10 protein-coding genes are annotated in these 14,352 nt (G+C 57.7%); 5 read left to right on the plus strand and 5 right to left on the minus strand.

The genetic code is table 11. The annotated features are described in order from the left end of the window. Window positions 1–135: 135 nt before the first annotated feature. The 4 genes from BHU62_RS19145 to nagB all read right to left on the minus strand — a co-directional run bounded on the left by BHU62_RS19145 (window position 136) and on the right by nagB (window position 4,162). A complete protein-coding gene (locus BHU62_RS19145) occupies window positions 136–888 on the minus strand; it encodes an HAD-IIA family hydrolase (RefSeq protein ID WP_073533609.1) in 753 nt (250 codons plus the stop codon). A 67-nt stretch (window positions 889–955) separates the two neighbouring features. Beyond that, window positions 956–2,176, minus strand: a complete 1,221-nt coding sequence (nagC, locus tag BHU62_RS19150) for a DNA-binding transcriptional regulator NagC (RefSeq protein ID WP_073533611.1) — start codon at window positions 2,174–2,176, stop codon at window positions 956–958. A gap of 27 nt (window positions 2,177–2,203) precedes the next feature. Continuing rightward, window positions 2,204–3,343, minus strand: a complete 1,140-nt coding sequence (gene nagA / locus BHU62_RS19155) for an N-acetylglucosamine-6-phosphate deacetylase (RefSeq protein WP_073533615.1) — start codon at window positions 3,341–3,343, stop codon at window positions 2,204–2,206. Between the two features lie 18 nt (window positions 3,344–3,361). Further along, on the minus strand, window positions 3,362–4,162 hold the full coding sequence (gene nagB, locus BHU62_RS19160) for a glucosamine-6-phosphate deaminase (protein ID WP_033655301.1): 801 nt from the start codon (window positions 4,160–4,162) through the stop codon (window positions 3,362–3,364). Between the two features lie 345 nt (window positions 4,163–4,507). Between nagB and nagE the strand changes: the two genes are divergently transcribed. The 5 genes from nagE (at window position 4,508) to BHU62_RS19185 (ending at window position 13,476) form a co-directional block, all read left to right on the plus strand. Further along, window positions 4,508–6,544 carry an N-acetylglucosamine-specific PTS transporter subunit IIBC gene (gene nagE, locus BHU62_RS19165; protein WP_073533618.1) on the plus strand — a complete coding sequence of 679 codons (2,037 nt, stop codon included), beginning with the start codon at window positions 4,508–4,510 and terminating at the stop codon, window positions 6,542–6,544. A gap of 241 nt (window positions 6,545–6,785) precedes the next feature. Beyond that, window positions 6,786–8,450 carry a glutamine--tRNA ligase gene (gene glnS, locus BHU62_RS19170; RefSeq protein WP_073533621.1) on the plus strand — a complete coding sequence of 555 codons (1,665 nt, stop codon included), beginning with the start codon at window positions 6,786–6,788 and terminating at the stop codon, window positions 8,448–8,450. A gap of 578 nt (window positions 8,451–9,028) precedes the next feature. After that, the gene (gene chiP, locus BHU62_RS19175) at window positions 9,029–10,432 is read left to right on the plus strand and encodes a chitoporin ChiP (protein ID WP_073533623.1); all 1,404 of its coding nucleotides are present in this window, start codon (window positions 9,029–9,031) and stop codon (window positions 10,430–10,432) included. 46 nt (window positions 10,433–10,478) lie between these two features. Further along, complete coding sequence (chiQ, locus tag BHU62_RS19180) at window positions 10,479–10,805, plus strand: ChiQ/YbfN family lipoprotein (RefSeq protein ID WP_073533625.1); 327 nt, start codon at window positions 10,479–10,481, stop codon at window positions 10,803–10,805. Between the two features lie 13 nt (window positions 10,806–10,818). After that, complete coding sequence (locus BHU62_RS19185) at window positions 10,819–13,476, plus strand: beta-N-acetylhexosaminidase (RefSeq protein ID WP_073533627.1); 2,658 nt, start codon at window positions 10,819–10,821, stop codon at window positions 13,474–13,476. 248 nt (window positions 13,477–13,724) lie between these two features. Here BHU62_RS19185 and fur read toward each other — a convergent pair whose 3' ends face one another. Next, a complete protein-coding gene (gene fur, locus BHU62_RS19190; RefSeq protein WP_019454058.1) occupies window positions 13,725–14,171 on the minus strand; it encodes a ferric iron uptake transcriptional regulator in 447 nt (148 codons plus the stop codon). Window positions 14,172–14,352: the final 181 nt, after the last annotated feature.

Raw genomic sequence — 14,352 nt, forward strand, 5'->3', positions numbered from 1 at the left:
TTGGCGGGGCGTAAAACTATAATGAGGATTTTTGACGCAGGTAGGCTGAAACCTTTTGCGACTATGAGCGAATTAAATTCAAATTAGCGGGAATGACGTGGGAAATAAGGGCGGCCGGGCAGCCGCCATTGAAGATCAGAAGATGGTGATATCGGCTACGGAAGGGTAGACGTAGCTCGGGCGGAACGGCATGGTTTCGATGTCGTTCAGCGTGGAGACGCCGGACAGTACCAGCACGGTTTCGAGGCCGGCCTGGAAGCCCGCCAGAATATCGGTGCGCAGGTTATCGCCGACGATCACCGTTTCTTCCGAGTGCGCCTGCATTTTGTTCAGTGCGGCGCGAATGATCCACGGGCTGGGCTTGCCGACGTAAAACGGCTTGCGGCCGGTGATCTTCTCGATGGGGGCGCACAGTGCGCCGCAGGCCGGCGAGAAGCCGTGGCCGTGGCTATCCGGGTTGGTGGCGATAAAACGCGCGCCGTTGTTCACGAAGTAGGCGGCCTTGTGCATCATATCCCAGTTATAAGAGCGGGTTTCGCCGACGATCACGAAGTCCGGGTTGATGTCGGTGATGGTGAAACCGGCCTTGTACAGTTCATGGATCAGCGCGCCTTCGCCCACCACGTAGGCCTTTTTACCTTCCTGACGCCGCAGGAAATCAGCGGTCGCCATCGCCGAGGTGTAAAACGCGCTCTCCGGCACCTCCAGCCCGGCGGCAGAGAAGCGGTTAGCCAAATCCTGCGCGGTTTGTGAGGGGTAATTGGTCAGCACCACCAGCGGCATGCCTTGCTCCTGGATGCGCGCCAGGAACAGATCGGCGCCGGGAACCGGCGTATTGTCATGCAGCAGCACGCCGTCGATATCGCATATAACGTTTTTGATTTTCATTTGTCGCTGTTTCTCATGATTACGGCAGGCAAGGGGTGACGATAACACACTTGCCAGAAGCGGCGGATCAGCTTTCCAGCAATCGCTGCAAGAGCACGCCGTTGAGCATCGCGCGTTTGGCCAGGGCGAAAGCGCCGATCGCCGAGCGATGATTGAGTTCGGATGTCACCACCGGCAGATTTTTGCGGAAGTCCTTCAGCACCTGGGTATTGATGCAGCTCTGGATCGCCGGCAGCAGCACTTTGTCCGCTTCGGTGATCTCACCGGCGATCACCACCTTTTGCGGGTTGAACAGGTTGATGGCGATGGCCACCGCCTTGCCCAAATAGCGGCCGACGTGTTCGATCACTTCACCGGCCAGCAGATCGCCGCGGTTAGCGGCCTTGCAGATGGCGTTGATGCCGCAGTCGTCCAGCGTCAGCTTGCTCGGATAGCCTTGGCTCAGCAGCTGGCGCACGCGCTGTTCGATCGCCGCGTTGGCGGCCACCGTTTCCAGGCAGCCGAAATTGCCACAGTGGCAGCGTTCGCCGAGCGGATCGATCTGGATATGGCCGATCTCGCCGACGTTGCCGTTGTTGCCGAGAAAAATCTGCCCGTTAACGATGATACCGGCGCCGGTGCCGCGGTGCAGGCGCACCAGAATCGAGTCTTCGCAGTCGCGGGTGGCACCGAAGTAGTGCTCCGCCAGCGCCAGGCTGCGGATGTCGTGGCCGACGAAGCTGGTGACGTTGAAGCGCTGCTGCAGGTTATCCACCAACGCCCAATTGCTGACGCTGATGTGCGGCATGTAGCGCACCACGCCCAGCGCCGGATCCACCAGGCCGGGCAGGATCACCGCGATGGCGATCAGCTCGCGCAGGCGGCGTTGGTTTGCGTCGATGAACTGGGCGATGGCGGTGAACAGCGCGTTTTCCAGCGTTTCCTGGGTGCGTTCCGGTAGCGGGTAGTGTTCTTCGCCGAGCGATTTGCCGCTCATGTCGTACAGGGTGATGGTGGCGTCGTGGCGGCCAAGGCGCACCGCGACGGTATGGAAGTGACGGGTTTCCGACACGATGGAGATCGCGCGGCGACCACCGGTGGAGGCTTGCTGATCGACTTCTTTGATCAGCCCGCGCTCCAGCAGCTGGCGAGTAATTTTAGTGACGCTAGCGGGGGCGAGTTGGCTGAGTTCGGCAATCTGGATGCGCGAGATCGGGCCTTGTTGGTCGATCAAGCGATAAACTGCCGCGCCGTTAAGTTGTTTGACTAAGTCAACGTTCCCTATTTGTGCCTGTCCGCCAGTGCTCATCAATAATATTACTCGCTGTTCATTGAATTAAACCTCGTTACCGTTAACGAGCGTTTTGGTGATTTTAAAATCACGGGTGAAGATGGTCAGGTTAGCCACCTTGCCGGCTTCGATGGTGCCCAGACGGTGATCGACGCCGATGGCGCGCGCCGGATACAGCGTCGCCATGCGCAGCGCTTCGTCCAGCGCGATGCCGATATGCTCGACGCTGTTTTGCACCGCTTCGATCATGGTCAGCGCGGAACCGCTCAGGGTGCCGTTCTCATCCACGCACAGCCCGTCCCGATAGTATATTGTTTTACCGGCGAAAATAAATTGGTCAATATCTGCACCCGCTGGCGCGGTGGCATCGGTGACCAATACCAATTTATCACCTTTCAGGCGTTTGGCGTTACGGATACTCGCCCAGGCCACGTGATGGCCGTCGGCGATGATGCCGGTATAGACCTCCGGCGTATCGAAGATCGCTCCCATCAACCCCGGTTCGCGGCCGGTAATGTACGGCATGGCGTTGTACAGGTGGGTGGCGAAGCTGATGCCGGCCGCGAAGCCGGTGCGCGCCTGGTCGTAGGTGGCGTTCGAGTGGCCGGCGGAAACCACGATGCCGGCTTCGGTCAACTGCTTGATAAAGTGCGGCTCAACCATTTCCGGTGCCAGCGTGACCTTGGTGATCACGTCGGCGTTGGCGCACAGGTAGTCGATCATTTCGCGGGTCGGTTTGCGAATGAACGCCGGGTTGTGGGTGCCTTTTTTCACCGGGCTGAGATACGGCCCTTCCAGGTGCAGGCCCAACGCCTGGTTCTGGTGCTTTTTCAGATAAGCGCGCATCACGTCGACGCTGTGCTTCATGAATTCGTCGCTGCTGGTGATCAGCGTCGGCAGATAGCTGGTGCAGCCGGATTTCTGGTTGGCGCGCTGCATGATTTCCAGCGTTTCTTCCGAAATCGCCTCCAGCGAATCGTTGAACTGTACGCCGCCGCAGCCGTTCAGCTGTACGTCGATCAGCCCGGGGGCCAGGATAGCGCCACCCAGATCGCGCGTTTCGATGCCGGCGGGCAATTCGGCCGCCGGGCAGACTCTCTCGATCAGCCCATCAGCGATAATGACTGCATGGTCATCAAGTACGTCGTGGCCGGTATAGATCCGGCCGTGGGTTAAAGCGAACATCGTAGCCCCCTGCAAAGATTAAAGACTTTTAACGCTTTCCGCTTCTAACTCGCGGAAATATTTAACGGTTTTGACTTTCAGCTCCATGGTGGCCGGTTCGTCGCAGACCACCACCGCTTTGGCGTGCAGCTGCAAACAGCTGATGGTCCACATGTGGTTGATGTTGCCTTCCACTGCGGCTTCCAACGCCTGTGCCTTGGCGTGGCCGGTCACCAGGATCATCACTTCTTCTGCGTCCAGCAGCGTGCCCACGCCAACGGTCAGCGCATACTTCGGCACCAGGCTGACGTCGCCGCCGAAGAAGCGCGAGTTGGCGATGCGGGTGTCTTCGGTCAGCGTTTTGATGCGGGTGCGCGAAGCCAGGGACGAAGCCGGTTCGTTGAACGCGATGTGGCCGTCGATGCCCACGCCGCCCATGAACAGGTTAATTTTGCCGTAAGACTTGATCTTCTCTTCGTACTGGCGGCACTCGGCGTCGACATCTGCGGCGTTGCCATTCAGCAGGTTGATATTTTCACTAGGAATATCAACGTGATCAAAGAAGTTGCGGTACATGAAGGTGTGGTAGCTTTCCGGGTGTTCTTGCGGCAGGCCAACGTACTCGTCCATGTTGAAAGTCACAACATGCTTAAAGCTTACTTCACCTGCTTTGTGCATCGCAATCAGATGTTTGTAGGCTTCCAGCGGCGTGCCGCCGGTGGGCAGGCCGAGCACAAACGGGCGCTCTGCGGTTGGCTTGAATGCGTTGATGCGTTGAACGATATGACGCGCGGCCCATTTGCCGACTTGTGCGGTATCTTTCAGTGGGATAAGTCTCATCTAACACCTCTTGGAATAAGTAAACTTAAGTAAACTAAAGCTATACTGTACGGGCCTGCGGGAGTCCTAAGCGTAATCCAGCTTTGTGATTCTCGCGTGAATCGTCCGTTCGGTTGATTTTTTGAATGATAAAATAAGTTTTGTGTGATGGCTAGCAATGTGGGAGGTAAACACTACTTTTTGGTGATATTTATCACAAAAAGGGAGGTTTTAATTTGCGATACAAAATAAATTTTTTACACTCGGCATGAGTGATACGTGCCATGCGTTTTTTCTAAAAAGGTAGTGAGAGCTCCAAATAAACTACTAAATAGGGTCCGTCCGCGGACAACATAGGGGGAAAAGGTGAACATTCTTAGTTATTTGCAAAAGGTGGGACGGGCGCTGATGGTGCCGGTCGCCACGCTGCCCGCCGCAGCCATCTTAATGGGCGTCGGGTACTGGATTGACCCTGTTGGTTGGGGCGGCGACAACGCGCTCGCCGCTTTCTTCATTAAATCCGGCTCCGCTATCATCGACAACATGTCGGTGCTGTTCGCTATCGGCGTGGCCTACGGCATGTCCAAAGACAAGGACGGCGCGGCTGCGTTAACCGGCTTCGTCGGTTTCCTGGTGTTGACCACCCTCTGTTCACCGGCCGCCGTGTCGATGATTCAGAAGATCCCGCTCGATCAGGTGCCTGCCGCGTTCGGCAAGATCCAGAACCAGTTCGTCGGTATTCTGGTGGGCATCATCTCCGCCGAAGTGTACAACCGCTTCAGCGGCGTCGAGCTGCCTAAGGCGCTGTCGTTCTTCAGCGGCCGCCGTCTGGTGCCAATCCTGATCTCCTTCCTGATGATCCTGGTCGCCTTTATCCTGATGTACATCTGGCCGGTGATCTTCAACGGTCTGGTAAACTTCGGTGAACACATCCAGAAAATGGGCTCGGTCGGCGCGGGTATCTACGCCTTCTTCAACCGCCTGCTGATCCCGGTCGGCCTGCACCACGCGCTGAACTCGGTGTTCTGGTTCGACGTGGCCGGCATCAACGATATCCCTAACTTCCTTGGCGGCCAGCAGTCGATCGAAGCCGGTAAAGCGGTCGTCGGCATCACCGGTCGTTATCAGGCGGGCTTCTTCCCGATCATGATGTTCGGTCTGCCGGGTGCGGCACTGGCCGTCTATCACTGCGCACGCCCTGAGAACAAAGCCAAAGTTGCGGGCATCATGCTGGCGGCTGCCTTCGCCGCCTTCTTCACCGGCATCACCGAACCGCTGGAATTCTCCTTCATGTTCGTGGCGCCCGTGCTGTACGTGATCCACGCCGTGCTGACCGGCATCTCGGTGTTCATCGCCGCCAGCATGCATTGGATCGCTGGTTTCGGCTTCAGCGCCGGCCTGGTGGATATGGTGCTGTCGTCTCGCAACCCGCTGGCGACCCACTGGTACATGCTGATCCCGCAAGGTCTGGTGTTCTTCGTTATCTACTACGTGGTATTCCGTTTCACCATCAACAAGTTCAACCTGATGACCCCGGGCCGCGAACTGGCGGTTGCCGGTGACGAGACCGACGGTTACGACGTCAATGTCGACAGCAACGCCGGTAAAGACGAGAACGAAACCACCACGCTGGCCCGCCGTTATGTCGGCGCGATCGGCGGTTCCGACAACCTGACCGGTATCGACGCCTGCATCACCCGTCTGCGTCTGAACGTGAAAGACTCCGCGCTGGTGAACGACGCATTGGCGAAGCGCCTGGGCGCGTCGGGCGTTATCCGCCTGAACAAGCAGAGCGTGCAAGTGATCGTCGGCACCCGTGCCGAACTGATCGCCAGCGCAATGCGCAACGTGATTGCGGCCGGTCCGGTGGCGGCAGCGGCGGCCCCGGCGGCGGCACCTGCAGCGGAAGCCAAACCGCAAGCGGTACCGAACGCACCGAAAGCCGCGTTTGAAACGCTGGTGGCGCCGGTGACCGGTGAAGTGGTGGCGCTCGATCAGGTGCCGGACGAAGCTTTCGCCAGCAAGGCGGTGGGCGACGGCCTGGCGATTCGCCCGACCGACAAGATCGTCGTGGCGCCGGCTGACGGCACCGTGGTGAAAATCTTCAATACCAACCACGCATTTTGTCTGGAAACCGACAAGGGTGCCGAGATCGTGGTGCACATGGGGATCGACACCGTCGCGCTGGAAGGCCAGGGCTTCAAACGCCTGGTGGAAGAGGGCGCGGAAGTGAAAGCCGGTCAACCGATTCTGGAACTGGATCTGGATTACTTGAACGCTAACGCGCGTTCGATGATAAGCCCGGTAGTGGTCAGCAACTCTGACGACTACGCCGGCCTGGCGGCGCTGGCCAGCGGTTCTGTGGTCGCCGGCCAGACCAAGCTGTACGAGATCCAAAAGTAAGGCCGTTTTTACCTGAGTAGTACCTGGGGCCGGTCACGCATCATGGCGGAGTTTGCCCCGACTTGGCGGGAAGAGAGCGATCTCTTCCCGCTTTTTTTTATCCCGTTTCGCCCCACGGCGGTGCGCCGCGCGCCGAGGGTGCAACATGCCGCATTTTTCGTGAAACAAACGGTTGTTTCCAGACGTGGCTTGTTGGATCATAGGCGGTTATGTGTAGCGCTTTGCATTGAGGAACAGTGAAATGAGTGAGGCTGAAGCCCGCCCAACCAATTTTATCCGTCAGATCGTCGATGAAGATCTGGCGTCGGGGAAACATACATCGGTACATACCCGTTTCCCGCCGGAGCCTAACGGCTATCTGCATATCGGTCATGCCAAGTCCATCTGCCTGAACTTCGGCATCGCCAAAGACTACCAGGGCCAGTGCAACCTGCGCTTCGACGACACCAACCCGGTGAAAGAAGACATCGAGTTCGTCGAGTCGATCAAGCACGACGTGGAGTGGCTGGGCTTTGAGTGGAGCGGCAACGTTCGCTACTCCTCTGACTATTTCGACCAGCTGCACCAGTATGCGGTTGAGCTGATCACCAAGGGGCTGGCCTACGTCGACGAGCTGTCGCCGGAGCAGATCCGCGAATACCGCGGCACCCTGACCGCGCCGGGCAAAGACAGCCCGTACCGCGACCGCAGCGTGGAAGAGAACCTGGCGCTGTTCGAGAAGATGCGCAACGGTGAATTCGCCGAGGGCGCCGCTTGCCTGCGCGCCAAGATCGATATGGCTTCGCCGTTTATCGTGATGCGCGATCCGGTGCTGTACCGCATCAAGTTCGCTGAACACCACCAGACCGGCAACAAATGGTGCATCTACCCGATGTACGATTTCACCCACTGCATTTCCGATGCGCTGGAAGGGATCACCCATTCGCTGTGTACCCTGGAATTCCAGGATAACCGCCGCCTGTATGACTGGGTGCTGGATAACATCACCATTCCTTGCCACCCGCGTCAGTACGAGTTTTCGCGTCTCAACCTCGAATACGCCATCATGTCGAAGCGCAAGCTGAACCAGCTGGTGACCGAGAAGATCGTCGAAGGTTGGGATGACCCGCGCATGCCGACCGTTTCCGGTTTACGTCGCCGCGGTTATACCGCCGCTTCCATTCGCGAGTTCTGCCTGCGCATCGGCGTGACCAAGCAAGACAACAACGTCGAGATGATGGCGCTGGAATCCTGCATCCGTGACGATCTGAACGAGAACGCACCGCGCGCTATGGCGGTGCTGGATCCGGTAAAAATCGTCATCGAAAACATGGGTGATGCGGTGGAAATGGTCACCATGCCGAACCACCCGAACAAGCCGGAAATGGGCAGCCGCGATGTGCCATTCAGCCGCGAGATCTATATCGATCGCGCCGACTTCCGTGAAGAAGCCAACAAGCAATACAAACGTCTGGTGCTGGGCAAGGAAGTGCGCCTGCGCAATGCGTATGTGATCAAGGCCGAACGCGTCGAGAAAGACGACGCGGGTGAGATCACTACCATCTTCTGCAGCTACGATGCAGAAACGCTGAGCAAAGATCCTGCCGATGGCCGCAAGGTGAAAGGCGTGATCCACTGGGTTTCCGCGGCGCACGCGCTGCCGGCGGAAATTCGCCTGTACGATCGCCTGTTCAGCGTGCCTAACCCGGGCGCGGCGGAGGATTTCCTCGCTACCATCAACCCGGAATCGCTGGTGATCAAGCGTGGCTTCGTCGAACCGAGCCTGGCGGCCGCACAGCCGGAGAAAGCCTACCAGTTCGAACGTGAGGGCTATTTCTGTGCCGACAGCCGCTACTCTTCAGCCGAGCATTTGGTATTTAACCGTACCGTTGGCCTGCGAGACACCTGGGCTAAAATCGAAGGTTAATCTTATTAGCCTCGAAAATTAATGTATCAGCGCGGCTTAGGCCGCGCTTTTTTATGCCTGCGATTTATCCGCTAATCTATTCCACTTTCATTTCTACGGCACTCTGTTTAATTCCTCGCCGCGCGTCAGCCAATAGGCATCTTGATATTGGCCTTATAAATCTTAATATTTGCTTATATATTCGTGATGCGAATTAATTTCATTTGGAGAGCGCTCTCAATTTTTATCTTCTGACTGACGAATTAGGTCAGGCTGAAACCATTAATCGTCTCTGGTTGACCTGATATCTGTATTTATTCTGATTTAATTGAATTTTTTATTCGACACCCTCAATGCCTATCGGCGTAACAAATTCTCATCGATATGTGCTCTTTGTCATACTTTGACAAATCTTCCGCATTTTTCATTTGATAATTCGCGTCGCGAAAAATAGTCTGTCTGTAGCAATAAGTGCTGTGGGAATAACATCTCGTCGGCAATATTTTTTACCCGTTCGGGTTTTTTATTGGCAGTCGTGCAGGGCAGTGGTGAACACAGGCGGCTGCAACTTTTAAGTTAAGTCAAAGAGGAATTTCAATATGGGTACGCACGGTGCTCAGCGTAAAACGCTGGCGCTCGCTGTCGCGGGCGCGCTGTTGGGAACAGGGTTTGCCATGGCGCCTGAGGCGAAAGCCGCAGGGTTTATCGATGATTCCACGCTGACCGGCGGCATTTATTACTGGCAACGTGAGCGCGACCGTAAAGATCTCAATCCGGAAAGCAAGGATTACAACAAATACACTACCAACCTGTCGCACTCCACCGCCAACCTGAGCCTGGATTTCGCTTCGGGCTATGCCTGGGACATGTTCGGTCTGGATGTCGGCACCTTTACCGCCATCGAATTGGCGGAATCCAGCGCCAGCGGCCACCCGAACGAGATCGCATTCTCCTCGAAGAACCGTACCTACGATGAAGATTACTCCGGCGACAAAGGCGGCATCAGCCTGTACAAAGCCGCCGCCAAATTCAAGTACGGCCCGGTCTGGGCGCGCGCCGGCTATATTCAGCCGAGTGGCCAAACCCTGCTGGCGCCGCATTGGAGCTTTATGCCGGGCACCTATCAGGGGGCCGAAGCCGGTGCCAAGTTCGACTACGGCGATGCCGGCGCGTTGAGCTTCTCCTACATGTGGACCGACAAGTACAAGGCGCCGTGGCATATCGAAATGGACGACTTCCGTCAGAACGATAAGAAAACCCGCGTCTCCTATTTGCACTCGCTGGGCGCCAAGTACGATTTTAAAAACGATCTGGTGCTGGAAGCCGCCTTCGGTCAGGCTCAGGGCTACGTGAACCAGTATTTCACCAAGGCGTCTTACAAATTCGATCTGCTGGGCAACCCGCTGACCACCAGCTACCAGTTCTACGGCGCGGAAGACCGCATCAGCAACAAGAACGATCCGAACAGCATCTATGACGGCCTGGCCTGGCTGCAGGCGTTGACCTTCGGCTACACCACCGGTCAGTTCAACTGGCGTCTGGAAGGCACCATGGTCAAGGCGGAAGGCAATCAGGGCTTCTTCCTGCAGCGCATGACCCCGACTTATGCGTCGTCCAACGGTCGCTTGGACGTGTGGTGGGACAACCGCTCCGACTTTAACGCCAACGGCGAAAAAGCGGTGTACGCCGGCGTCATGTATGACCTGAGCAACTGGAACCTGCCGGGCATGGCGGTCGGCGGCTCTTACGTCTACGCCTGGGACGCCAAGCCGAGCACCAACCCGATCTTCGATCAGAGCCAGCGCCTGAAAGAAAGCGCCTGGAGCCTGGACGCGATGTACACCATTCAGGAAGGGCGCGCCAAAGGCACGCTGATCAAGCTGCACTACACCCAGTATGACAACCACACCAACATCCCGAGCTGGGGCGGCGGTTACGGCAACATCTTCCAGGACGAGAAAGACGTCAAGTTCATGGTCATCGCGCCATTCACCATCTTCTGATGCGTTCCCCGGTTTTGCCGCCGGGGACAGTTAAGGGAATTCAACGATGAAAAAAATCATGCTGATGTTGGCGGCCGTTGCGGCCCTGAGCGCCTGCGCGCAACCCGCCGCGCCGCCGGAAGACACCAAATTGAAGCAGGCTTACAGCGCCTGCATCAACACCGCTGAAGGTTCGCCGGAGCGCCTGCAGCCCTGCAAGGCGGTGCTGAACGTGCTGAAACAAGAGAAACAGCACCAGCAGTTTGCCGAGCGGGAAACGGTGCGGGTGATGGATTATCAGAACTGCATTATGGCGGTTCACAGCGGCAACGGTCAGGCTTACGACGCCAAGTGCGGCAAGCTGTGGCAAGAAATCCGCGATAACAATAATTAAGAAGGACGAGAAGATGAACGCATTCAAACTGAGCGCGCTTGCCGCCTTGACGGCAACGATGGGATTCCTGGGCGGCATGGGGAGCGCCATGGCCGATCAACAGCTGGTGGATCAACTGAGCCAACTGAAGCTGAACGTGAAAATGCTGGATAACCGCGCCGCTGAAAACGGCGTGGATTGCGCAGCGCTGGGCGCCGATTGGGCCTCGTGCAACCGGGTGTTGTTCACCCTCAGCAACGATGGCCAGGCGATCGGCGGCAAAGACTGGATCATCTATTTCCACAGCCCGCGCCAAACCCTGCGGGTGGACAACGATCAGTTCAAGATCTCGCACCTTACCGGCGATCTGTACAAGCTGGAGCCGACTGCCAAATTCAGCGGTTTCCCGGCCGGCAAGGCGGTGGAAATCCCGGTGATTGCCGAATATTGGCAGTTGTTCAGAAATGACTTCCTGCCGCGTTGGTACGCCACTTCCGGCGACGCCAAGCCGAAAATGCTGGCGAATACCGACACTGAAAACCTGGATCAGTTCGTGGCGCCGTTCACCGGCGATCAGTGGAAGCGCAGCAAGGATGACAAAAACATCCTGATGACGCCGGCTTCACGCTTTGTCAGCAATGCCGATCTGCAGACGCTGCCTGCCGGCGCGCTGCGCGGCCAGATCGTGCCGACGCCGATGCAGGTGAAAGTGCACGCGCAGGACGCCGATCTGCGTAACGGGGTATCGCCGGATCTGAGCACGCTGGTCAAGCCGGCGGCGGACGTCGTCAACCAGCGTTTCGCGTTGCTGGGTGTGCCGGTACAGGCCGGCGGTTATCCGATCAAGACTGACATCCAGCCCGGCAAATTTAAAGGTTCGATGGCGGTTCCGGGTGCCTATGAGCTGAAGATCGGCAAGAAAGAGGCGCGGGTGATCGGTTTCGATCAGGCCGGGGTGTTCTACGGTCTGCAGTCGATCCTGTCGTTAGTGCCGACCGACGGCAGCGCCAAGATCGCCACGCTGGACGCCAGCGACGCGCCGCGCTTCCAGTATCGTGGCATTTTCCTCGACGTGGCGCGCAACTTCCATAAGAAGGACGCGGTGCTGCGCCTGCTGGACCAGATGGCGGCCTACAAGCTGAACAAATTCCACTTCCACCTGAGCGATGACGAAGGTTGGCGCATCGAAATCCCCGGCTTGCCTGAGCTGACGGAAGTCGGGGGCCAGCGCTGCCACGATCTGAGCGAAACTACCTGCCTGCTGCCGCAGTACGGGCAGGGGCCGGACGTCTACGGCGGCTTCTTTACCCGCCAGGACTACATCGACATCATCAAATACGCGCAGGCGCGCCAGATCGAAGTGATCCCGGAGATCGACATGCCGGCGCACGCCCGCGCCGCAGTGGTGTCGATGGAGGCGCGCTATAAGAAGCTGCATGCCGCCGGGAAAGAGCAGGAGGCCAACGAATTCCGCCTGGTGGATCCGACCGATACTTCCAATACCACCTCCGTGCAGTTCTTTAATCGCCAGAGCTACCTGAACCCGTGCCTGGATTCTTCCCAGCGCTTTGTCGACAAGGTGATCGGCGAGATCGCCCAAATGCATAAAGAGGCCGGCCAGCCGATCAAGACCTGGCATTTCGGCGGCGACGAGGCGAAAAACATTCGTCTGGGCGCCGGTTATACCGACAAGGCGAAACCGGAGCCGGGCAAAGGCGTCATCGATCAGAGCAACGAAGACAAACCGTGGGCCAAGTCGCAGGTCTGCCAGGCGATGATCAAAGACGGCAAAGTGGCCGACATGGAACACCTGCCGAGCTACTTCGGTCAAGAGGTCAGCAAGTTGGTGAAAGCGCACGGCATCGACAGAATGCAGGCCTGGCAGGACGGCCTGAAAGACGCCGAGAGCGCGAAGGCGTTTGCCACCTCGCGCGTGGGCGTCAACTTCTGGGACACCCTGTACTGGGGCGGTTTCGATAGCGTCAACGATTGGGCCAACAAAGGGTATGAAGTGGTGGTCTCCAACCCGGACTACGTCTATATGGACTTCCCTTACGAGGTGAACCCGGACGAGCGCGGTTACTACTGGGGCACCCGCTTCAGCGACGAACGCAAGGTGTTCAGCTTCGCGCCGGACAACATGCCGCAGAACGCGGAAACCTCGGTCGACCGTGACGGCAACCACTTCAACGCCAAGAGCGACAAGCCGTGGCCGGGAGCATACGGGCTTTCCGCCCAGCTGTGGAGCGAAACCCAGCGCACCGATCCGCAGATGGAATACATGATCTTCCCGCGTGCGTTGTCGGTGGCTGAACGTGCTTGGCACCGTGCCGGTTGGGAGCAGGATTACCGCGCCGGCCGTGAATACAAAGGCGGGGAAACCCACTTTGTCGATACCAAGGCGCTGGAGAAAGACTGGCTGCGCTTCGCCAATATCCTCGGCCAGCGTGAACTGGCCAAGCTGGATAAAGGCGGCGTCGCTTACCGTCTGCCGGTGCCGGGCGCACGCGTAGCGGGCGGCAAGCTGGAGGCGAATATTGCGCTGCCGGGGTTGGGTATCGAGTATTCCACCGATGGCGGCAAGCAATGGCAGCGCTATGACGCCAAGGCCAAGCCTGCGGTGTCCGGTGAGGTGCAGGTGCGTTCGGTTAGCCCGGACGGCAAGCGCTACAGCCGCGCCGAGAAGGTCTAAGCCCGGTGCGCCGGCTCGCCGCTCTGGCGGCGGGCCGTGTAACGAAGGGGGAATGCGTTCGCCTCCGCGCGTGCCGGGGTGGGGCGGGCGTTGTAGTGAGAGTAGTACGTGGAGTAGCAGTGCCGCTGCAATTGTTGTATTTCATGACATGATCTTCCCCCGGCTTGTCCGGGGATTTTTTTGTCCGCTGTACGGCGGGCATAAAAAAACCGCCTCGGTGTGAGGCGGTTTTTCATAGCCGGTCAGGCTTATTTCTTGTCGTGCAGCGTTTCGTCTTCGCGGCAGTCACCGGTTTCACAGTGGCCGTACAGGTACAGGCTGTGGTTGGTGAGCTTGATGCCGTGCTGTTTGGCGATATCACGCTGGCGCACTTCGATGGATTCGTCGCTGAACTCGATCACTTTGCCGCAGTCCAGGCAAATCAGGTGATCGTGGTGATGCTGTTGGGTCAGCTCGAACACGGACTTGCCGCCTTCGAAATTGTGACGCGTCACAATGCCCGCATCGTCAAACTGGTTCAGTACGCGATAAACCGTCGCCAGCCCGATCTCTTCGCCCATATCTATCAGTTTTTTGTACAAATCTTCCGCACTGACGTGATGGCATTCCGGATTTTGCAGTACTTCCAGGATTTTGAGTCGCGGAAGCGTGACTTTTAAGCCGGCCTTCTTCAATGCGATGTTGTTGTCGGTCATGCGAATTCAGTCCTGTTACTATGCTAATCAAGTTGAGGCGTACTCGCCTGTGGCATCGGTCGGCACAAAGAGTTAATGCGTCTCATTATAGAACCGGTTGTGCTAAATGGAAACCGCCGGTTGTTAACAAGGATATAATTGCACTATTGCATGTTTTGCATGCAACGCCTTGATGGATGGG

The organism is Serratia marcescens (assembly GCF_001902635.1).
Lineage (GTDB): Bacteria > Pseudomonadota > Gammaproteobacteria > Enterobacterales > Enterobacteriaceae > Serratia > Serratia marcescens_F.

Excerpts from the sequence above, each read along its gene's own strand:
- chiP (WP_073533623.1), top strand. The coding sequence starts at position 9,029 with ATGGGTACGCACGGTGCTCAGCGTAAAACGCTGGCGCTCGCTGTCGCG.
- nagC (WP_073533611.1), bottom strand. The coding sequence starts at position 2,176 with ATGAGCACTGGCGGACAGGCACAAATAGGGAACGTTGACTTAGTCAAA.
- nagA (WP_073533615.1), bottom strand. The coding sequence starts at position 3,343 with ATGTTCGCTTTAACCCACGGCCGGATCTATACCGGCCACGACGTACTT.
- glnS (WP_073533621.1), top strand. The coding sequence starts at position 6,786 with ATGAGTGAGGCTGAAGCCCGCCCAACCAATTTTATCCGTCAGATCGTC.
- nagB (WP_033655301.1), bottom strand. The coding sequence starts at position 4,162 with ATGAGACTTATCCCACTGAAAGATACCGCACAAGTCGGCAAATGGGCC.
- BHU62_RS19185 (WP_073533627.1), top strand. The coding sequence starts at position 10,819 with ATGAACGCATTCAAACTGAGCGCGCTTGCCGCCTTGACGGCAACGATG.
- fur (WP_019454058.1), bottom strand. The coding sequence starts at position 14,171 with ATGACCGACAACAACATCGCATTGAAGAAGGCCGGCTTAAAAGTCACG.
- chiQ (WP_073533625.1), top strand. The coding sequence starts at position 10,479 with ATGAAAAAAATCATGCTGATGTTGGCGGCCGTTGCGGCCCTGAGCGCC.
- BHU62_RS19145 (WP_073533609.1), bottom strand. The coding sequence starts at position 888 with ATGAAAATCAAAAACGTTATATGCGATATCGACGGCGTGCTGCTGCAT.